This window comes from Robbsia andropogonis, assembly GCF_000970345.1.
Lineage (GTDB): Bacteria > Pseudomonadota > Gammaproteobacteria > Burkholderiales > Burkholderiaceae > Robbsia > Robbsia andropogonis.
This window is the reverse complement of the sequence record NZ_LAQU01000048.1, coordinates 1-20,960: the sequence shown is the minus strand read 5'-3', so window position 1 is coordinate 20,960 and position 20,960 is coordinate 1. Positions and strand designations below refer to the sequence as shown.

15 protein-coding genes and 1 tRNA gene are annotated in these 20,960 nt (G+C 59.6%); all 16 read right to left on the bottom strand.

Going from position 1 to position 20,960, the window contains the following annotated elements; all coding sequences use genetic code 11:
- Positions 1-125: 125 nt before the first annotated feature.
- Complete coding sequence (gene fusA / locus WM40_RS23760) at positions 126-2,228, bottom strand: elongation factor G (RefSeq protein WP_024906038.1); 2,103 nt, start codon at positions 2,226-2,228, stop codon at positions 126-128.
- Positions 2,229-2,424: 196 nt separating this feature from the next.
- A complete protein-coding gene (rpsG, locus tag WM40_RS23755; RefSeq protein WP_024906039.1) occupies positions 2,425-2,895 on the bottom strand; it encodes a 30S ribosomal protein S7 in 471 nt (156 codons plus the stop codon).
- Between the two features lie 231 nt (positions 2,896-3,126).
- Positions 3,127-3,504 (bottom strand): 30S ribosomal protein S12, encoded by a 378-nt coding sequence (gene rpsL, locus WM40_RS23750; protein ID WP_024906040.1) that lies wholly within the window; start codon positions 3,502-3,504, stop codon positions 3,127-3,129.
- A gap of 122 nt (positions 3,505-3,626) precedes the next feature.
- Entirely contained in the window at positions 3,627-3,800 is a 174-nt protein-coding gene (locus tag WM40_RS30380; protein ID WP_157685928.1) for a hypothetical protein, read from the bottom strand.
- A gap of 127 nt (positions 3,801-3,927) precedes the next feature.
- Positions 3,928-5,772 (bottom strand): DNA helicase RecQ, encoded by a 1,845-nt coding sequence (gene recQ, locus WM40_RS23745; RefSeq protein WP_046154175.1) that lies wholly within the window; start codon positions 5,770-5,772, stop codon positions 3,928-3,930.
- Positions 5,773-5,897: 125 nt separating this feature from the next.
- Entirely contained in the window at positions 5,898-6,851 is a 954-nt protein-coding gene (locus WM40_RS23740) for a cation diffusion facilitator family transporter (RefSeq protein ID WP_024906042.1), read from the bottom strand.
- 150 nt (positions 6,852-7,001) lie between these two features.
- Positions 7,002-7,952: a cation diffusion facilitator family transporter gene (locus WM40_RS23735; protein WP_046154174.1), complete on the bottom strand. Its 951-nt coding sequence runs from the start codon at positions 7,950-7,952 to the stop codon at positions 7,002-7,004.
- A gap of 222 nt (positions 7,953-8,174) precedes the next feature.
- A complete protein-coding gene (gene rpoC / locus WM40_RS23730) occupies positions 8,175-12,422 on the bottom strand; it encodes a DNA-directed RNA polymerase subunit beta' (RefSeq protein WP_024906044.1) in 4,248 nt (1,415 codons plus the stop codon).
- A gap of 20 nt (positions 12,423-12,442) precedes the next feature.
- Positions 12,443-16,549 carry a DNA-directed RNA polymerase subunit beta gene (gene rpoB, locus WM40_RS23725; RefSeq protein ID WP_024906045.1) on the bottom strand — a complete coding sequence of 1,369 codons (4,107 nt, stop codon included), beginning with the start codon at positions 16,547-16,549 and terminating at the stop codon, positions 12,443-12,445.
- Between the two features lie 517 nt (positions 16,550-17,066).
- A complete protein-coding gene (rplL, locus tag WM40_RS23720) occupies positions 17,067-17,441 on the bottom strand; it encodes a 50S ribosomal protein L7/L12 (protein ID WP_024906046.1) in 375 nt (124 codons plus the stop codon).
- Positions 17,442-17,567: 126 nt separating this feature from the next.
- A complete protein-coding gene (gene rplJ / locus WM40_RS23715; RefSeq protein ID WP_024906047.1) occupies positions 17,568-18,116 on the bottom strand; it encodes a 50S ribosomal protein L10 in 549 nt (182 codons plus the stop codon).
- 308 nt (positions 18,117-18,424) lie between these two features.
- Positions 18,425-19,123: a 50S ribosomal protein L1 gene (gene rplA / locus WM40_RS23710; protein ID WP_024906048.1), complete on the bottom strand. Its 699-nt coding sequence runs from the start codon at positions 19,121-19,123 to the stop codon at positions 18,425-18,427.
- The gene (gene rplK / locus WM40_RS23705; protein WP_024906049.1) at positions 19,124-19,555 is read right to left on the bottom strand and encodes a 50S ribosomal protein L11; all 432 of its coding nucleotides are present in this window, start codon (positions 19,553-19,555) and stop codon (positions 19,124-19,126) included.
- 200 nt (positions 19,556-19,755) lie between these two features.
- Complete coding sequence (nusG, locus tag WM40_RS23700; RefSeq protein WP_024906050.1) at positions 19,756-20,334, bottom strand: transcription termination/antitermination protein NusG; 579 nt, start codon at positions 20,332-20,334, stop codon at positions 19,756-19,758.
- A 1-nt stretch (position 20,335) separates the two neighbouring features.
- Positions 20,336-20,716: a preprotein translocase subunit SecE gene (gene secE / locus WM40_RS23695; protein ID WP_024906051.1), complete on the bottom strand. Its 381-nt coding sequence runs from the start codon at positions 20,714-20,716 to the stop codon at positions 20,336-20,338.
- A 42-nt stretch (positions 20,717-20,758) separates the two neighbouring features.
- Positions 20,759-20,834, bottom strand: a tRNA-Trp gene (locus WM40_RS23690).
- Positions 20,835-20,960 lie beyond the last annotated feature (126 nt).

The following is a 20,960-nucleotide window of genomic DNA, read 5'->3' as shown; positions in this document are numbered from 1 at the left end:
TGTCAGTATGCTTTCAAAAATGGTTCGATATTCAGGATCTGCGCCACCGGCCCGCCGGCATTCAGCCCGGTCCGGCGACACGTCCGCGCACGCGTACACACGAATGCGCGGTGAGTCGTTTTCGCTTACTTGCCCTTCGCGGCGACAATCGCCTCGACGACGTTCTTCGGTGCTTCCGCGTAATGCTTGAACTCCATCGTGTACGTCGCACGACCTTGGGTCGCCGAACGCAACGACGTGGAGTAGCCGAACATTTCCGACAGCGGCACTTCAGCCTTGATTTGCTTGCCGCCACCAACCATGTCGTCCATGCCTTGCAGCATACCGCGACGCGACGACAAGTCGCCCATCACGTTACCGGCATAGTCTTCCGGCGTTTCCACTTCCACCGCCATCATCGGCTCGAGCAGCACAGGGCTTGCCTTGCGCATCGCTTCCTTGAAAGCCATTGAACCAGCCATCCGGAACGCGTTTTCGTTCGAGTCCACATCGTGGTACGAACCGAACACGAGGCGTACCTTCACGTCTTCCACCGGGTAGCCTGCAACCACACCCGCCTTCAACGTGTCCTGGATACCCTTGTCGACTGCCGGGATGAATTCACGCGGCACCACACCGCCCTTGATTTCGTCCAGGAACTCGTAGCCCTTGCCTTGTTCGTTCGGCTCAAGCGTGATGACAACGTGCCCGTACTGACCACGACCGCCCGACTGCTTGACGAACTTGCCGTCGACGTCCGCAGCGATCTTGCGGATCGTTTCGCGGTACGCCACCTGCGGCTTACCGACCGTCGCTTCGACGTTGAACTCACGCTTCATCCGGTCGACCAGAATTTCCAGGTGCAGTTCGCCCATACCCGAAATGATGGTTTGACCCGATTCTTCGTCGGTCTTCACGCGGAACGACGGATCTTCCTGTGCCAGACGGTTCAGCGCCAGGCCCATCTTTTCCTGGTCGGCCTTCGTCTTCGGCTCGACAGCCTGCGAAATCACCGGCTCCGGGAAAATCATGCGTTCGAGCACGATCACCGCCGACGGATCACACAGCGTATCACCCGTCGTCACTTCCTTCAGGCCCACCGCCGCGGCGATGTCACCGGCGCGCACTTCCTTGATTTCCTCGCGCTGATTCGCATGCATCTGCAGAATCCGGCCCAGGCGTTCCTTCTTCTCCTTGACGGAGTTATAGACGGTATCGCCTGCATTGACCAAGCCCGAGTACACGCGGAAGAACGCCAACTGACCGACGAACGGGTCCGTCATGATCTTGAAGGCCAGCGCCGAGAACTTCTCTTCATCCGATGCCTGACGCGTGGTCGGCTCATCGTTCTCAAGCAGGCCCTTGACCGGCGGAATATCGATGGGCGACGGCATGTAGTCGATGACCGCATCCAACATCGCCTGCACGCCCTTGTTCTTGAACGCCGTACCGCACATCATCGGCACGATTTCGCCGGCGATGGTACGCGTGCGCAGCGAGAGCATGATCTCGGCTTCTGACAGCGTGCCTTCTTCCAGGTACTTGTTCATCAGGTCTTCCGACGCTTCAGCCGCGGCTTCGACCATCTTTTCGCGCCATTCATCGGCAACGCCCTGCAGCTCGGCGGGAATATCCCTGTACTCGAACTTCGTACCTTGTGCGGCGTCATCCCACACGATGGCCTTCATCTTGACCAGATCGATCACGCCTTGGAAGTTTTCTTCCGCGCCGATAGGTACCTGGATAGGAATCGGGTTCGCCTTCAGGCGTGTACGCATCTGCTCGTACACCTTGAAGAAGTTCGCGCCAGTACGGTCCATCTTGTTGACGAACGCGAGACGCGGCACGTTGTACTTGTTTGCCTGACGCCATACGGTTTCCGACTGCGGCTGCACACCGCCCACTGCGCAGTAAACCATGCAGGCGCCATCGAGCACGCGCATCGAACGTTCCACTTCGATCGTGAAGTCAACGTGACCCGGGGTGTCGATGATGTTGATCCGATGCTCCGGATAGTTGCCGCCCATGCCCTTCCAGAAGGCGGTGGTCGCAGCGGACGTGATCGTGATGCCGCGCTCCTGCTCCTGCGCCATCCAGTCCATCGTCGCGGCGCCGTCATGCACTTCGCCAATCTTGTGATTGACACCGGTGTAGAACAGAATCCGTTCGGTGGTCGTCGTCTTGCCAGCATCAATGTGAGCGCTGATGCCGATGTTGCGGTAGCGCTCGATGGGTGTCTTGCGTGCCACGGTTATCCTCTATCTCTCTGGTAACGCGGGAAAAGGGGGCCAACACGGAGTGTCATCCGACGGACATTTTCCCGCGCGCCCTAACACAAACGGGCGAGGCGCATTCGCGCTCCCGCCCGGAGTACGCCGACATACCGGCGGACGGCTCCGAGGCGTTGCCAACCGCCCGGTCGACCGCCGCGGAACAGTCCCGGCATCAGAAGCGGAAGTGCGAGAACGCCTTGTTCGCTTCCGCCATGCGGTGCACTTCGTCGCGCTTCTTCATTGCAGCGCCACGGCCTTCCGCGGCTTCTTGCAACTCGCCTGCCAAACGCAGCGCCATCGACTTCTCGCTGCGCTTCTTTGCCGCTTCACGCAGCCAGCGCATCGCCAACGCCATACGACGCGACGGACGCACTTCCACCGGCACCTGGTAGTTTGCACCACCCACGCGACGGCTCTTCACCTCAACCACCGGCTTCACGTTGTTCATGGCAGTCGTGAAGACTTCCAGAGGGTCCTTGCCGCCCTTGGTCTGGATTTGCTCGAACGCGCCGTACACGATGCGCTCTGCAACTGCCTTTTTACCGTCCAGCATCAGGACGTTCATGAATTTGGTGACATCGACATTGCCGAACTTCGGATCCGGCAACACTTCCCGCTTGGGGACTTCACGACGACGTGGCATTTCTTTCCTCTTACCTTTTCAGTTCGGGCTGTCAAAACGACTTACCCGGGTTGCACCAACGGAGGATCTCGACGCTTGAGACCACATGCCCGGGGCAACACTTACTCAACAGTTGGCGACCTGCGCATTTTGCTCAGCGCTTAGGACCGTCACTGCAGCGGACGCGCCGCAGACACTGACACCTACAATCGCTTACCGGGACATTCCGGCGCGCGCGACGGCGATCAGGCCTTACTTGTTCTTCGGACGCTTTGCGCCGTACTTCGAGCGCGATTGCTTCCGATCCTTGACGCCCTGGGTATCCAGCGAGCCGCGGACCATGTGGTAACGCACACCCGGCAAGTCCTTGACCCGGCCGCCGCGAATCAGCACGACCGAGTGTTCCTGCAGGTTGTGGCCTTCACCACCGATATACGAAATAACTTCGAAACCGTTCGTCAGACGAACCTTCGCCACCTTACGCAGTGCGGAGTTCGGCTTCTTCGGCGTGGTCGTGTACACACGGGTGCACACGCCGCGACGTTGGGGGCAGTCCTGCAAGGCCGGGCTCTTGCTCTTCACGACTTCTGAAGTACGGGCCTTGCGAACCAATTGATTAATGGTTGGCATTTTTTTCCTGCGGAAAAGTGTTTCTGTCGATGTCTGTAACCGGGCAAGCGGCTACATTCCATTTTTAGCAAACGGAACCCTGGATTCTATACCGAGTTAACAGAAAAGCGCAAGTTTGGCAATCACTTGCATACGGTGACCGCGGTTGCTGCGCGACGAAATCGGCATACCTGCAGGTAACTCGGGGCTACACGCTGCATTTTCGCGCGTCGCAGCGCCTGCTCCAGCGAATACGCAAGATCAATCAGCGTCGACTCACTGTACGCTTTTGCCGCGAACACGACAGCTGAAGGCATCGTCAGACCGTCCTAGGCCATTGTGGAAACGGAAGGATGCCGGCTGCAGTCGCAAAGCGGATCGCGGACACCGTGCGTCATTCCCAGCCATATCCGGAGATAACCTGGTATAAGCAAGCGAATGCGGTCAGCCTGCGACAACCTCGATCAGTTCCGGACCAAACCGTTCGAGTTTTCGCGCGCCAATGCCGGGGATATCCTTCAGCGCATCGACGGAGTCCGGCGCGCGCGTCGCGATTTCCGCCAGCGTCGCGTCATGAAAGATCAAATAGGCAGGCACCCCATCGGCTTTTGCCGTCTCGGTGCGCCATGCACGCAGCCTTTCCCAGCGCCCCAGTTCCGCCAGATCCATATTGGCGGTCCGGTCCGCAGCAGCGGTGGCACGACCTTCGGCGATTCGCTGCCGGGCGCGCTTCACATAGCGCCGCAAGGTCACCTTCGTTTCACCCTTCAGCACGGAACGACTGCTTTCCGTCAGCATCAGCGCGCCGTGCCCGTCGTGATCGACGGTCAGCAGCCCGGCGGCCACCAGTTGGCGAAAAATGGCACGCCACTCCGGCTCGGACAACGCGCTGCCGATACCGAACGTCGACAATAACTGATGCCCTCGTCCTTGCACCCGCTCGGTGGACACGCCCCGGAGGATATCGATGAGATGTCCGGCACCGTAGCGGATACCTCCCGCCTCCGCGGCGCGGAAGACGCAGGACAACGCCATCTGTGCCTCGCGCGAGCCATCCCACGTTGCCGGCGGCTCCAGACAGGTGTCGCAGTTACCGCACGGCGCGCTCTCCTCGCCAAAGTACGACAGCAGCCGTTGACGACGGCAGTGCGCCGTTTCACAAAGGCCCAGCAGCGCATCCAGTTTGGCGGACATCGAGCGCTTGTGACTGTCGTCCGCCGGCGATTCGTCGATCATCCGCTTTTGCTGGACAACGTCTGCCAGCCCATAGGCCATCCAGGCATTGGCGGGCAAGCCGTCACGGCCGGCGCGGCCGGTTTCCTGGTAATAACCTTCCACGCTCTTCGGCAAATCAAGATGCGCGACAAAACGCACATCCGGTTTGTCGATACCCATGCCGAAGGCGATGGTCGCCACCATGACAATGCCTTCCTCCTGCTTGAACATGGCCTGGTGGCGTTGTCGGACATCCGCATTCATGCCTGCGTGGTAAGCCAAGGCGCGGATGCCCTTGCTGACAAGCCATTCCGCCGTCTCCTCGACCTTTCGTCGGGACAGGCAATAAATGACGCCCGCATCGCAACTACCGTCCTTGCGCCGATGCTCCGCCTGGATGAAATCGAGCAATTGCGTGCGTGCATTGTCTTTCTCGACGATGCGGTAGCGGATATTCGGTCGGTCGAAACTCGAAATGAAGATGCGTGCGTCCGTCAATGCCAAGCGACGCACGATCTCTTCTCGCGTCACCTGATCCGCGGTGGCGGTCAAGGCGATGCGCGGAACGTCCGGAAAACGCTCGTGCAGCACCGACAACTGGATGTATTCAGGGCGGAAGTCGTGCCCCCATTGCGACACGCAGTGCGCTTCGTCGATTGCGAACAATCCAACACGGGAACGACGCAACAACTCCTGAAAGCGGGGTGTCATCAGCCTTTCCGGGGCGACATACAGCAGATCGATATCACCGTTCTCGAACGCCCGCTCGGTTGCAAATGCTGCGCGCCCATCCATCGCCGAATTCAGGCACGCCGCCCGCACCCCGACCTCATGCATCGCCGCCACTTGATCTTGCATCAGGGCGATCAACGGCGATACGACGATGCCGGCGCCAAGCCCGGCCTGCGCGCGTACGAGCGAGGGAATCTGGTAGCACAGGGACTTGCCGCCGCCGGTAGGCATCAGGACGAGCGCGTCACCGCCGGCCGCCACATGCTCGACGATCTCCGCCTGAGGCCCACGGAAGGCGGGATAGCCAAAGGTTTCCTGGAGAATCGCAAGACTACGGGACATGGGAGCTCAAACTTCGGACCGCGCGACAGCGCCAACGTCCGCAGTTTACCGCTTGCATGGGCGCGGAACCATGTACCAGCATAAAACTATCCATTCGGCGAGGGGGCGGCTGCATCGCCTGCCGGTCACGCCCATGACGGTTGCCCGGTAAATGACACGGAGAGCCATGCATCCAGGCGCGCCTCCGGCTCCAGCGTCGCCGCGATTTCTCGGCGCAACGCGTCGTGTGTTTCAATGCTGTGGCACCATCCCGCAGGAACGATGATATGGATATCGATCCGATAAAGCCGGCCGGTCTTGGCCGCATAGCTGTTGTAGCCTAGCAGACCGTGCCGCGCGATGACGGGATCGACGGCCTCGCGCACTCGCCGATGCAGCGCCTCCGGCGCAATCAGAAAAATCTCGCGGAGCGCATGATGCAGGATGCGCATCGGCAAAGGCAACAGGCCGAGCGCCAGTATCAGCAAAACGCCTGCGTCGGCGTTTCGGGCAACGATTTCCCACCCGGCATGGCCCGCCAGCGACGCCAATCCGAACCCGGCGAACACCCCCGCCGAAATGACCGCGGACATCAGGAACCCATCGGCATCGATGCGGACGAGCGTCGACTGCAATCGCCGATTGGCCCGTCGCTCGTACATCCACAACGCCAGTGAAACGCCGCACGAAATGCCGGAGTAAAGAGCGGTGACGTCCCAAGAGATCACCTGCGACGTGTTCGTCAGCAGTATTTGGAGCGCGTTGATCGTCGCGTAAAGACACAGCAGCATCAGAATCGCGCCATTGAATGCCGCAACAAGCGGTTCGATGTGCCAATAGCCGTACTGGAAGCGGCGGCTCCCCTCTCGGGACACGAGCAACGCCGTCGCCATGGCTAATCCCGACATCGCCGCATCGATCGACTCGAATACCCCGTCGAACACAATGGCGCGTGAGTTGACCACCAAGCCATAGATGACACCAAACAAAGCCAGTAGGGCGGTCAGCCCTGCCGACAATGCCAGCACGTCCGCCTCCGAGGGCAATGTCCACCGGCGCCAGAAACGCGCCAGGCGGTGAATAGGAATGTGCGGCAACATGCACCAATGCGTTGTTCGAGGAGATCAGGCCAGTGTGTCACACCGATACGGGCGCGCCTATCAGCCAAAGCCGGCGATCCCGCCAAACCGGAATTTTGCTTAACGCCTTGCGGGCATGGTGGCGCGGCAAAGCACGGTGTGCGCCGACAATCAAATCCATTCCCGTCGCGCGGTAAAAGCGATGGAAAGCCATTGATGGAGATTGAACGACGGGCCCAGCGCGTCGGCGATCTCCGCGCGGATCAAGTCGTAGCCCTCCACCGGCACCTGGTGATGATGCGGCACGAGAATATGGATTTCGACCAGATACATTCGGCCACTTTTGGCAACGTAACTGGCGAAGTCCAGCATGCCATGACGATGCACCACCGTGGAGACGACTTCTCTGACGTGGTCATTCACCGATGGCGGCGCGACAAGGAACACTTCACGCATGGCATCACGAACGATGCGCGCGGGAATCGGCAACAGCCCGAGCGCAAGCAGCAGCAGGACCAGTGGATCGGCGTATCGGCCCATTTCCGGATACCCGCCATGTTCGATCAATGTCGCCAACCCGAAGCCGCCAAACAAGGCAACGGTGATGCAGCCCGACATCAGGAAGCTTTGCATGTCAACGGCGATGAGGGCGGATCGCAGGGTACGATTCGCTCGGAACTGGAACAGGTACAACGCAACGCAAATCAGGCAGACGACCACCGAATACACTGCTGTCACGTCCAGCGCCACCTGCTGCCCGCCACCCGCGAACAGGCTCCGGATCGCATCGACGATAGCATACAGACAGAGCAGCAGCAGGATCGAGCCGTTGAAAGCCGCGACAAGCGGTTCGAAATGCCAGAATCCGTATTGAAAGCGACGACTGCCATCGTGTTGCAGCAATCGTGCGACAAAGAAAGAAAGGATCGTCATCGATGCATCGATCACCGCAAAGACGCCATCGAAGATGATGGCCTGCGAGTTAGCGATGATGCCAAGCAGAATACCCAGGAACGCCATCGCGAACGTCGCCGCAATCGATATCGCAAGGACCTGCGGCTCTGACGGACTACGCAGTATCGCCAAGAGCGGTTGGGACAACTGCGGCGGCGAACCAGCCATGACAACACTCCGGAAAGGATCGCGACCCTCCAGTGTTGATCGCCTGCTGCATGAGTGGCGCGCAGCGCGCCACCGTTCCGTGCCCCTCCGCGCGATCACTTGCCACCGCCGTCACCGCGTAGGAATAAAAAAACCGCCCGAAGGCGGTTTTTTGTGTCCGTGAGATTGGCGGAGAGGACGAACACCGGTGGATCTCCCACCAGTGCGCGCACGCTCAGCGCATCAACCTTCGGACGGTTGCGTCGTCGATGATTCGACCGGCGCCGCATCGTCCAGCGGGTAGTCGTACGCGTCCGCGGCCGCGATCTGGTCGTGACGCTCGCGATCGGCGGCTTCCTTCGCCTTGCGGGCCTTGTGGAAGGCCAGCCCCGTACCCGCCGGGATCAGACGACCAACGATCACGTTTTCCTTCAGACCGCGCAGATCGTCGCGCTTGCCCATGATCGCGGCTTCCGTCAGCACGCGCGTCGTTTCCTGGAACGATGCCGCCGAGATGAACGAGTCTGTCGACAGCGATGCCTTCGTAATGCCCAGCAGCACGTTGTCGTAGACGCAAGGACGCTTGTCCTCTGCGATCATCTTGTCGTTCTCGTCCAGCATGTCGGAACGCTCTACCTGCTCGCCCGGGATGAAACGGGTGTCGCCGGCATCGACGATCTGCACACGACGCAGCATCTGGCGAACGATCACTTCAATGTGCTTGTCATTGATCTTCACGCCCTGCAGACGATACACGTCCTGCACTTCGTCGACGATGTAACGCGACAACGCCTCGATACCTTGCAAACGCAGGATATCGTGCGGGTCGGCCGGACCGTCGACCACCATTTCACCCTTGTTCAGGACCTGGCCGTCGTGCACCAGTACCTGCTTTTCCTTCGCGATCAGGAACTCATGCGGATTGCCATCGAGATCCGTGATCACCAGACGCTGTTTGCCCTTCGTGTCCTTACCGAACGACACGGTACCGGTCACTTCGGCCAGGATGCCTGCATCCTTCGGCGATCGCGCTTCGAACAACTCGGCCACCCGCGGCAAACCGCCGGTAATGTCACGCGTCTTCTGCGCTTCGGTCGGGATACGCGCCAGCACTTCACCCACATGTACTTGCTGGCCATCCTTCACGGTGATCAGCGCGCCAACCTGGAAGCTCACGGTCACCGAGTGATCGGTGCCCGGGATCTTCACTTCGGCGCCCTTCTCGTCGAGCAGCTTGACCTGCGGACGTAACGTCTTGCCCGCTTGGGCGCTGCGACGCTTCGAGTCGATCGCCACCAGCGTCGAGAGACCCGTTACATCGTCGATCTGCTTCGCGACCGTCACGCCTTCCTCGACATTCTCGAACTTCACCGTACCGCCATGCTCGGTGATGATCGGGCGCGTCATCGGGTCCCACGTAGCCAACTGCGTCCCGGCCTTGATCTGCGCGCCGTCCAGTTGCAACAGCGTCGCGCCGTACGGCACCTTGTGGCGCTCACGCTCACGGCCCAGATCGTCCGTGATCATGACTTCGCCCGAACGGGAGATGACGATCTGCTCGCCCTTTCCGTTCGTCACGTAGCGCATCGTCGCGGTAAAGCGCACCGTACCGTTCGACTTTGCCTCGATGCTCGATGCGACTGCCGCACGCGATGCCGCACCGCCGATGTGGAAGGTCCGCATCGTCAACTGCGTACCGGGCTCACCGATCGACTGTGCCGCGATCACACCCACCGCCTCGCCGACGTTCACGCGATAGCCACGGCCCAGGTCACGGCCGTAGCACAGTGCGCAGAGACCGAAACGCGTTTCGCAGCTCAACGGGGTACGCACGCGCACCTCGTCGATCCCCAGGCGCTCGATTTCCTCGACAGCGTCTTCGTCCAGCAAGTCGCCAACGTGGTACAGCGTTTCCTGCGTTTCCGGGTTCACGACTTCCGACACGACCACGCGGCCGAGGATACGGTCACGCAGTGCTTCCACCACCTCACCGCCCTCGACGAGTGCTTTCATCGCCACGCCGTTGGACGTACCGCAATCGTCCTCGACCACCACCAGATCCTGCGTCACGTCGACCAGACGACGCGTCAGGTAACCGGAGTTTGCCGTCTTCAACGCCGTATCCGCCAGACCCTTACGGGCACCGTGGGTGGAGATGAAGTACTGCAGCACGTTCAAGCCTTCGCGGAAGTTCGCGGTAATCGGCGTCTCGATGATCGAGCCATCCGGCTTGGCCATCAGGCCGCGCATACCTGCCAACTGACGAATCTGCACCGCCGACCCACGGGCACCCGAGTCGGCCATCATGTAGATCGAGTTGAACGATTCCTGCTGCACGGTGTTGCCGTCACGGTCGACAACCGGCTCGGTTGCCAACTGCTCCATCATCGCCTTGCCGACCGCTTCCGACGTTGCCGACCAGATGTCGACCACGTTGTTGTAGCGTTCCTGCGCGGTCACCAGACCCGACATGTACTGGCGATCGTATTCCTTCACCTTCTTCGCGGCATCGCCGACGATCGTCTCTTTCTGCGGCGGCACGAGCATGTCGTCCACGCAGATCGAAATACCGGCGCGCGTTGCCAGACGGAACCCGGACTGCATCAGCGCGTCGGCGAAGATCACCGTCTCACGCAGGCCGCAACGGCGGAAAGCCGTATTGATCAGGCGCGAGATTTCCTTCTTCTTCAGCGGCTTGTTCAGCACGGAGAACGGCAAGCCCGGCGGCAGAATTTCCGACAGGATCGAACGGCCGACAGTCGTCGCGTACAGCGAGATCTTCGGCACGAACGCCGGCTGACCGTCGCTCTTGTCCGGATTCGCAACCTGCTCGGTGATCCGGACATTGACGCGCGAAGCCAGTTCGACTTCCTTGTTCTCGTACGCGCGGATCACTTCGGAGACGCCCGTGAAAGTCAGGCCTTCGCCCTTACCGTTCACGGCTTCACGCGTCGCGTAGTACAGACCCAGCACGATATCCTGCGACGGCACGATCGACGGATCGCCGTTCGCCGGGAACAAGACGTTGTTCGATGCCAGCATCAACGTCCGTGCTTCCAACTGCGCTTCCAGCGACAGCGGGACGTGCACGGCCATCTGGTCACCGTCGAAGTCGGCGTTGAACGCCGCGCAGACCAGCGGGTGCAGCTGGATGGCCTTCCCTTCGATCAGCACCGGCTCGAACGCCTGGATGCCCAGACGGTGCAGCGTCGGCGCGCGGTTCAGCATCACCGGGTGCTCGCGAATCACCTCTTCGAGGATGTCCCACACCACCGGCGTCTGGCTTTCGACTTCCTTCTTCGCGGCCTTGATCGTGGTCGCGACGCCCATCAGTTCGAGCTTGTTGAAGATGAAGGGCTTGAACAACTCAAGCGCCATCAGCTTCGGCAGGCCGCACTGGTGCAACTTCAACGTCGGACCCACCACGATGACCGAACGGCCCGAATAGTCGACGCGCTTACCCAACAAGTTCTGACGGAAACGCCCGCCCTTACCCTTGATGCTTTCGGTCAACGACTTCAGCACGCGCTTGTTCGGGCCTTGCATGGCCTTGCCGCGGCGGCCGTTATCGAGCAACGAGTCGACAGCTTCCTGCAGCATCCGCTTTTCGTTGCGGACGATGATTTCAGGCGCCTTCAGCTCGAGCAGACGCTTCAACCGGTTGTTCCGGTTGATGACGCGGCGATACAGGTCGTTCAGGTCCGAGGTCGCGAAACGGCCACCGTCCAGCGGGACGAGCGGACGCAGCTCCGGCGGCAGCACCGGCAGCACTTCCATGACCATCCAGTCCGGCTTGATGCCCGAGCGCTGGAATGCCTCCAGCACCTTCAGACGACGCGCGAACTTCTTGATCTTGGCTTCGGAACCCGTTGCCTTCAACTCGGCACGCAGCATTTCCGCCTGCGCATCGATGTCGATCGAACGCAGCAGTTCACGCACGCCTTCCGCACCCATTTCGGCACGGAATTCGTCGCCATATTCCTCGACCTTCGCGTAGTAATCTTCCTCGGTCATGATCTGGCCGCGCTTCAGCGGCGTCATGCCCGGTTCGATGACGACAAAGGCCTCGAAGTACAACACGCGTTCGATGTCGCGCAGCGTCATGTCCAGGACCATGCCCAGACGCGACGGCAGCGACTTCAGGAACCAGATATGCGCGACCGGCGAAGCCAGTTCGATATGGCCCATGCGTTCGCGACGCACTTTCGCCAGCGTGACTTCAACGCCGCATTTTTCGCAGATCACGCCACGGTGCTTCAGGCGCTTGTACTTGCCGCACAGGCACTCGTAGTCCTTGATCGGCCCAAAGATCTTCGCGCAGAACAGGCCATCCCGTTCCGGCTTGAACGTACGGTAGTTGATCGTTTCCGGCTTTTTGACTTCGCCGAAAGACCAGGACCGGATCTTCTCGGGCGACGCGAGGCCAATCTTGATCGCGTCGAATACTTCGTCTTGCTGGACTTGCTTGAATAGATCGAGCAGCGCTTTCATTGCTTCTCTCCGTAGTCCGATTAGTTCCGATCCAGATCGATGTCGATACCCAACGAGCGGATTTCCTTCACCAGCACGTTGAACGACTCGGGCATGCCCGCATCGATCACGTGGTCACCCTTGACCAGGTTTTCATAGACCTTGGTCCGGCCTGCCACGTCGTCCGACTTCACGGTCAACATTTCCTGCAGTACGTACGAGGCGCCATATGCTTCCAGCGCCCACACTTCCATTTCCCCGAAGCGCTGACCACCGAACTGCGCCTTACCACCCAGCGGTTGCTGCGTGACCAGCGAGTACGGGCCGGTCGAACGGGCGTGCATCTTGTCGTCGACCAAGTGGTGCAGCTTCAGGTAGTGCATATAGCCCACCGTCACGGTCCGTTCGAACTCTTCGCCCGTACGGCCATCGCGCAGACGCACCTGGTTCTTCGACGCCGTCATGCCGAGGTTCGCGGCGATGTCGTCCGGGAAAGCCAGATCCAACGCGCGGGACATTTCTTCCTCGGTTGCACCGTCGAATACCGGCGTTGCGTACGGCACGCCTTCCTTCAGGTTCGATGCAAGATGCAGGACTTCGTCGTCGCTGAGGTTGGCGATGTCTTCCTTGTGACCGTGCTCGTTGTAAATCTTTTCGAGGAAACCACGGACTTCGGTCGCTTTCGCCTGCGCACGTAACATCTCGTTGATCCGATGACCCAGACCCTTTGCCGCCCATCCCAGATGAACTTCCAGAATCTGTCCCACGTTCATCCGCGACGGCACACCCAGCGGGTTCAGCACGATGTCGCACGGCGTACCGTCAGCCATGTACGGCATGTCTTCAATCGGCACGATGCGCGAGACCACACCCTTGTTGCCGTGACGACCAGCCATCTTGTCACCCGGCTGCAGGCGACGCTTCACGGCCAGGTACACCTTCACCATCTTCAGCACGCCCGGCGGCAGTTCGTCGCCTTGCGTCAACTTCTTGCGCTTCTCTTCGAAAGCCAGATCGAACTGGTGACGCTTTTGCTCGATCGATTCCTTGATGGCAACCAGTTGGTTCGCCGCGGCTTCGTCGGCCAGGCGGATATCGAACCAGTGATAGTGATCCAGGTCGGCCAGGTATTCCTTCGTCAGCTCGGCACCCTTCGCCAGCTTCTTCGGGCCACCATTGACGGCCTTGCCGATCAGCATCCGTTCCAGACGCTGGAACGCATCGCCTTCCACGATCCGCAACTGGTCGTTCAGGTCAAGCCGATAGCGCTTCAGTTCATCGTCGATGATCTGTTGCGCGCGCTTGTCACGCTGGATGCCTTCACGCGTGAAGACCTGGACGTCGATCACGGTGCCGCTCATCCCTGACGGCACGCGCAGCGACGTGTCCTTCACGTCAGACGCTTTTTCACCGAAGATCGCGCGCAGCAGCTTTTCTTCCGGCGTCAATTGCGTCTCACCCTTCGGCGTGACCTTACCCACCATCACGTCACCGGCTTCCACTTCCGCGCCGATGTAGACGATGCCCGACTCATCCAGACGACCCAGTTGCACTTCCGCCAGGTTCGAGATGTCGCGCGTGATTTCTTCCGGGCCGAGCTTCGTGTCGCGGGCGACCACGTTCAGCTCTTCGATATGGATCGACGTGTAACGGTCGTCCGCCACCACCTTCTCGGAGATCAGGATCGAATCTTCGAAGTTGTAGCCATTCCACGGCATGAACGCGACCAGCATGTTCTGGCCGAGCGCGAGTTCGCCGAGGTCCGTCGACGCACCGTCGGCGATCACGTCACCACGTGCGACACGGTCACCCACCTTGACGATAGGACGCTGGTTGATGTTCGTGTTCTGGTTCGAACGCGTGTACTTGATCAGGTTGTAGATGTCGACACCCACTTCCCCGGCCACGGCTTCGTCATCGTTCACGCGAATCACGACACGGCCCGCATCGACGTAGTCGACGTGGCCACCGCGCGATGCCTGCACCGTCGTGCCCGAGTCGACCGCCACCGTGCGCTCGACACCGGTGCCGACCAGCGGCTTTTCCGGACGCAGGCAGGGCACCGCCTGACGCTGCATGTTCGAGCCCATCAAGGCGCGGTTTGCGTCATCGTGTTCCAGGAACGGGATCAGCGATGCCGCAACCGACACGATCTGCGATGGCGCCACGTCCATGTACTGGACACGGTCCGGCGTCGCCATCAACGTTTCGCCCATTTCACGTGCGGAGACCAGTTCGTCGGTCAGCGTGCCGTCTTCAGACACAGCCGCGTTCGCCTGAGCAATCAGGTAACGGCCTTCCTCGATCGCCGACAGGTAATCGATCTGATCCGTCACCTTGCCGTCGACGACCTTGCGGTACGGCGTTTCCAGGAAGCCGTACTCGTTCAGGTGCGCGAACAGGGCGAGCGAGTTGATCAGGCCGATGTTCGGACCTTCCGGCGTTTCAATCGGGCACACGCGACCATAGTGCGTCGGATGCACGTCACGCACTTCGAAGCCTGCGCGTTCACGGGTCAAACCGCCCGGTCCCAACGCCGAGACACGCCGCTTGTGCGTGATTTCCGACAGCGGGTTGGTCTGGTCCATGAACTGCGACAACTGCGATGAGCCGAAGAACTCACGAATCGCGGACGAGATCGGCTTGCTGTTGATCAAGTCGTGCGGCATCAGGTTTTCGCTTTCGGCCTGACCCAGACGCTCCTTCACCGCGCGCTCGACACGCACCAGACCAGCACGGAACTGGTTTTCCGCCAGTTCGCCGACGCAACGCACGCGACGGTTACCCAAGTGGTCGATGTCATCGACCTCGCCCTTACCGTTACGCAGCTCGACCAGGATCTTGATGGTTGCCAGGATGTCGTCATCCTGCAACGTCATAGGTCCGACGATTTCCTCGCGACCCACGCGGCGGTTGAACTTCATGCGGCCGACCTTCGACAGGTCATACGCGTCTTCGCTGTAGAACAAGCGATTGAACAGCGCTTCAACCGCTTCTTCCGTCGGCGGTTCGCCCGGACGCATCATCCGGTAGATCGCGATACGTGCAGCGGTCTTATCCGCTGTCTCGTCGATCCGTAGCGTTTGCGAGATGTATGGGCCTTGGTCCAGATCGTTCGTGTAAAGCGTCTGGATTTCCTTGACCTCCGCCGCGCGCAGCTTTTCGAGTACGCCCTCGGTCAGTTCGTCGTTTGCGGACGCAATCACTTCTCCGGTATCCGGATCGATGACGTTCTTTGCCAGCACACGGCCCAGCAGGTAGTCCTCCGGTACCGAGATGAACTTGGTCTTCGCATTTTCGAGGTCGCGGATATGCTTCGCATTGATCCGCTTTTCCTTGGCTACGACGACATTGCCATCACGATCCGAAATGTCGAAACGCGCGACTTCACCGCGCAGGCGTTCCGGCACGAACTCGACCTGCGCCCCTTCGCCCATCAACGTGAAGTTGTCGAACACGAAGAAGTTTGCAAGGATCTGTTCCGGCGTCAGGCCAATGGCCTTCAACAGGATCGTGACCGGCATCTTCCGGCGACGGTCGACGCGGAAGTACAGGACATCCTTGGGGTCGAACTCGAAGTCCAGCCACGAACCGCGATAAGGAATAACACGTGCCGAGAACAGCAACTTGCCCGAGCTGTGTGTTTTGCCCTTGTCGTGTTCGAAGAAGACCCCTGGCGAACGGTGGAGCTGCGAAACGATGACACGTTCGGTACCATTGATCACGAACGAGCCGTTTTCAGTCATCAAGGGCATTTCGCCCATGTAGACTTCCTGCTCCTTCACTTCCTTGACGACCGGCTTATTCGGCGATTCCTTGTCCAGAATCACCAATTGCACGACCGCGCGGAGTTGCGAGCAGAAAGTCAATCCCCGCTGCTGGCACTCGGTAACGTCGAACGCCGGAGGCGACAACATGTAACGCACGAATTCCAGACGTGCGAAACCGTTGTGTGACACGATCGGGAAAACCGATGTAAATGCGGCCTGCAAGCCTTCGGGCTTGCGACCATCAGGTGTTGCATCTTGCTGCAGGAATTGGCTGAACGACTCAAGCTGAGTCGCCAATAGGTAGGGAACCGGGTGAACGTTGGTGCGCTTCGCAAAACTCTTGCGGATGCGCTTTTTCTCGGTGAAGGAATATTGCATACTATCTCCAGATCACTGCCGGTCGGCATAGTGCGCGTATCGCTTTGCCGACATCCGGGTGTTCACCGACTGAGGCCCGAAATCCGCTCCCGGCGGTTCCCTCACGGAAACGCCCCGGTCACGGATATAGAAGCTTGGTGGTTGGCCGCTACCAACCATGGCTGACAGTAAAGCACGCCGCACGGACCAACGCTGTCCATACGCCATCCCCTACCCGACCAAACTTGCCTTCTGCAGTCGCTTCAGAAGACAAAAAAAGGCTGTCGCACGGCGAGCATACTCGCAACAGCTTTTCTTTGTGTTCTTACACCGCACAAATCACCGGACTTAGTCAAGTCGGCATTTGACAACTTACCGCAAATTACAAAAACTTCCGACAACAGTCGCCATTCACAGCCAAATACTTACAACGCACACTCATGTAAAACAATTTTGCGACGCCAGCGATTTTCTTTGCTTGTAAGCGCAAAAAGGCTGACGGGGAATCCCCGCCAGCCCACACCCCTACCGCAGTCTCTTACTTGACTTCGGCGTCGGCGCCAGCGGCCTTCAGCTTTTCCAGCGCTGCATCGGCGTCGGCCTTTGCAATGCCTTCCTTAACCGGCTTCGGTGCGCCATCAACCAGGTCCTTCGCTTCCTTCAGGCCCAAGCCCGTGATTTCACGGACAGCCTTAATGACGCCAACCTTGTTCGCGCCTGCACCCTTCAGGATGACGTCGAATTCGGTCTTTTCTTCAGCGGCCGGAGCAGCTGCACCGCCTGCCGGACCAGCCACTGCCATTGCAGCTGCCGATACGCCAAACTTCTCTTCGAACGCCTTGACCAGGTCGTTCAGTTCCATAACCGTCAAGTTACCAACGGCTTCCAGGATGTCGTCTTTCGTGATTGCCATGATACGTAAAACCTTTTGAATGGATTGCGCGATACACGGTGCGGGCTAGAACCACACTGCGATCACTGCGGTTACGCCACCGCTCCACTGGAACGGGGCGCGACTGAACAATGTCGATCCGATGCCTTATTCGGCAGCCGGAGCTTCGGCCGGCGCCTCGGCTGCCGCTTCCGCAGCCGCCGGTTCGCCTTCGCCCTTCTTCGCGGCCAGTGCTGCCAGGCCACGTGCAAACGCCGCAACCGGCGCTTGCATGACACCCAGCAATTGAGCCAGCAGAACTTCGCGGCTCGGGATAGCTGCCAGCGCTTGCACGCCAGCCTTATCCAACACTTGACCCTCGTAGGCGCCCGAACGGATCACCAACTTGTCATTGCCCTTCGCGAAGTCATTGATGACCTTCGCCGCGGAGGTGGCATCCTCGGATACGCCGTAAATCAGCGGACCCGTCATCTGCTCAGCCAGCGGAGCGAACGGCGTACCTTCAACGGCGCGGCGCGCCAACGTGTTCTTCAACACGCGAAGGTAAACCTTTTGCTCCCGCGCTACCGCGCGCAGCTTCGTCAGATCGCCAACCGCAATGCCGCGATATTCAGCCAGCACGATGGACTGAGCCTTCGCAACTTGCGCGACGACTTCAGCCACAACGGCCTGCTTATCTTCCCTATTGAGTGGCACGGTTAAAACTCCTGATTCGATACACCACCGGCAACCGGGTTTCCCCGGCCTTGGAGGCATTCAACAACGGCGTCCGGCGGTTAGGAGCACTTCAAACGGGCCGCTCAACAACGCGACTTCCCGCAATCCATCCTGCAAAACGTTTCGGGTTCGCCATCTGCGTTGGGGATTAAGGCCTATTTCCCCACCGGAAATAGGGCCACCAACGGTCTTTGACAACCGGACATCAAGCTTTCCTTCCTCTCGACATCCGCCCCAAAGCTCTAAAACCATGGCCGCACCCAACATGCAACCACGGAAATCCTATTTTACTGCGCAGTCAAAGTCGACTGGTCAACGCGGATACCGCCGCCTTGGGTGCTCGACAGCGCAACCTTACGCACGTAGATACCCTTGCTTGTTGCCGGCTTCAGCTTTTGCAGGCCATCCAGCAGTGCCAGCAAGTTTTGCTTCAGCGCATCCGGCTCGAACGACGCGCGGCCGATCGTACCGTGGATAATGCCCGCCTTGTCGACACGGAATTGCACCTGACCTGCCTTGGCATTCTTGACCGCGGTCACGACGTCCGGCGTCACCGTACCCACCTTCGGGTTCGGCATCAATCCGCGAGGGCCCAGGATCTGACCCAGGGTACCGACGATACGCATCATGTCCGGCGAGGCGATAACCACGTCAAAATTCATGACGCCGCCCTTGATTTGTTCCGCCAGGTCGTCCGCACCCACGATGTCGGCACCGGCGGCCTTCGCTTGCTCGGCTTTATCGCCTTGAGCGAACACGGCAACGCGCACCGACTTACCGGTACCTGCCGGCAGGACCACGGAGCCGCGGACCACTTGATCGGACTTCTTCGCATCCACGCCCAATTGCACAGCGACGTCAACCGATTCGTCGAATTTCGACGTTGCGGTCTTCTTTACCAGATCCAGCGCTTCACCGATCGGGTAGGCCTTCGTACGGTCGATCAGCTTTGCGAGAGCCTGTTGACGCTTCGAGATCTTAGCCATTTACAGACCCTCCACCGTGATGCCCATCGAACGGGCGCTGCCAGCAACCGTACGGACCGCTGCTTCCAAATCAGCAGCGGTCAGATCGGGGGACTTGGTCTTTGCAATTTCTTCCGCTTGTGCGCGGGTGATCGAGCCAACCTTGTCGGTATGCGGCTTCGGCGAACCCTTTTGCACGCCGGCCGCCTTCTTGATCAGCACCGTCGCCGGCGGCGTCTTCAGAACGAACGTGAAGCTCTTGTCCGCGAAAGCCGTAATGACGACCGGCGTCGGCAGACCCGGCTCCAAACCCTGCGTGGCGGCATTGAACGCCTTGCAGAATTCCATGATGTTCAAGCCGCGTTGACCCAATGCCGGACCGACCGGCGGCGACGGGTTGGCCTTGCCTGCAGGGATCTGCAGCTTGATAAAGCCAATGATCTTTTTTGCCATTTCTTACCTCATAAGGGCGGCAACGCCACCCGTGAGTGATAACGCGTCGTGTACGGGCGGGGCGGCACGTCAGGGTTTTCCCTTTCGTTCCCGCACACCGTCGACACGACGCTCCTCGATGAAGCGGCAAACACACCGCTCCGACTATTCACACCCCCGGCACACGCCGCGTGGTGCTTGGCACAGATCGCCAGCCTGATTCAGACTTTTTCGACCTGACCGAATTCCAACTCGACCGGCGTAGCCCGGCCGAAAATAGTGACCGACACGCGTACGCGTGCTTTTTCACCATTCACATCCTCGACGGTGCCATTGAAGTCCGTGAAAGGACCATCCTTGACTCGCACTGTCTCGCCAATCTCGAACAACACCTTCGGACGGGTGTGCTCGGAGCCTTCTTGCGCCAGCGACAACAACTTGTCGACTTCGCGCTGCGGCAGCGGCATCGGCTTGTTGCCCGTGCCGCCAATAAAACCGGTGACTTTTTGCGTGTTCTTCACCAGATGCCACGTTTCGTCGTCCATTTCCATCTCGACGAAAATATAGCTAGGGAACAAACGACGCTGGACGACAATTTTCTTGCCATCCTTCGTTTCCGACACATTTTCGGTCGGCACTAATGTGCGCCCGAATTTCTCGCTCATGCCTTGTTGCTCGATCCGCTCCTGCAGCGCCCGCTGCACCGTCTTTTCCATGCTGGAATAGACTTGCACGGTGTACCAGCGCTTCTTGGAGCTGGCCGAGGCGGCACCCGCTTCTGGCGTAGTCGTATCGCTCATCTCATCTCCACCCAAGAATCACTGAAAAAATCAGCCATTCGATCGTTTTATCGGTACACCATAGGTAAATCGCCATAACGACGACAAAACCGAAAACGATCAGCGTGGTCTGCCCTGCTTCCTTGCGCGACGGCCACACGACCTTGCGCACTTCGCGATAGGCATCTTTCGAGAAACCGACAAACGTCTTGCCGAGACCAGAAAAGGATGCGGCAACCGCTCCACCGGCAATCAGCACCAGCAAAACGATTGTGCGGATAGCGAGATTCTGGCCGCTCAACAAATAGAACGCTGCAACACCGACGAGGACCAACACGACGCCAAGCGCCAGCATCAGCTTGTCGCTGGTCGTATTGACCGTTTCCACTGGAGGATTCGCCATAAGACCTTGGTGGCACCCGCCAGAAAAGCGAATGCACGAATGTGGCAGGGGCAGAGGGAATCGAACCCCCAACCTTCGGTTTTGGAGACCGACGCTCTGCCAGTTGAGCTATACCCCTAGAAACCATATAGGGCAGACTTGATAGCCCGCCCCTGAAACAACACGTTACCGCCTCAACAACCACTTATCTCGACAGGGCGGCGTTACCGCCCCTCTGGCAATCCCGCTTGCGCGGGAATCGAGT

Coding starts and splice junctions, on each gene's coding strand:
- rpsL (WP_024906040.1), bottom strand. CDS start 3,504: ATGCCAACCATTAATCAATTGGTTCGCAAGGCCCGTACTTCAGAAGTC.
- WM40_RS23740 (WP_024906042.1), bottom strand. CDS start 6,851: ATGTTGCCGCACATTCCTATTCACCGCCTGGCGCGTTTCTGGCGCCGG.
- WM40_RS30380 (WP_157685928.1), bottom strand. CDS start 3,800: ATGCCTTCAGCTGTCGTGTTCGCGGCAAAAGCGTACAGTGAGTCGACG.
- nusG (WP_024906050.1), bottom strand. CDS start 20,334: ATGAGCGATACGACTACGCCAGAAGCGGGTGCCGCCTCGGCCAGCTCC.
- recQ (WP_046154175.1), bottom strand. CDS start 5,772: ATGTCCCGTAGTCTTGCGATTCTCCAGGAAACCTTTGGCTATCCCGCC.
- secE (WP_024906051.1), bottom strand. CDS start 20,716: ATGGCGAATCCTCCAGTGGAAACGGTCAATACGACCAGCGACAAGCTG.
- rpoC (WP_024906044.1), bottom strand. CDS start 12,422: ATGAAAGCGCTGCTCGATCTATTCAAGCAAGTCCAGCAAGACGAAGTA.
- rplA (WP_024906048.1), bottom strand. CDS start 19,123: ATGGCTAAGATCTCGAAGCGTCAACAGGCTCTCGCAAAGCTGATCGAC.
- WM40_RS23735 (WP_046154174.1), bottom strand. CDS start 7,952: ATGGCTGGTTCGCCGCCGCAGTTGTCCCAACCGCTCTTGGCGATACTG.
- rpsG (WP_024906039.1), bottom strand. CDS start 2,895: ATGCCACGTCGTCGTGAAGTCCCCAAGCGGGAAGTGTTGCCGGATCCG.
- rpoB (WP_024906045.1), bottom strand. CDS start 16,549: ATGCAATATTCCTTCACCGAGAAAAAGCGCATCCGCAAGAGTTTTGCG.
- rplL (WP_024906046.1), bottom strand. CDS start 17,441: ATGGCAATCACGAAAGACGACATCCTGGAAGCCGTTGGTAACTTGACG.
- rplK (WP_024906049.1), bottom strand. CDS start 19,555: ATGGCAAAAAAGATCATTGGCTTTATCAAGCTGCAGATCCCTGCAGGC.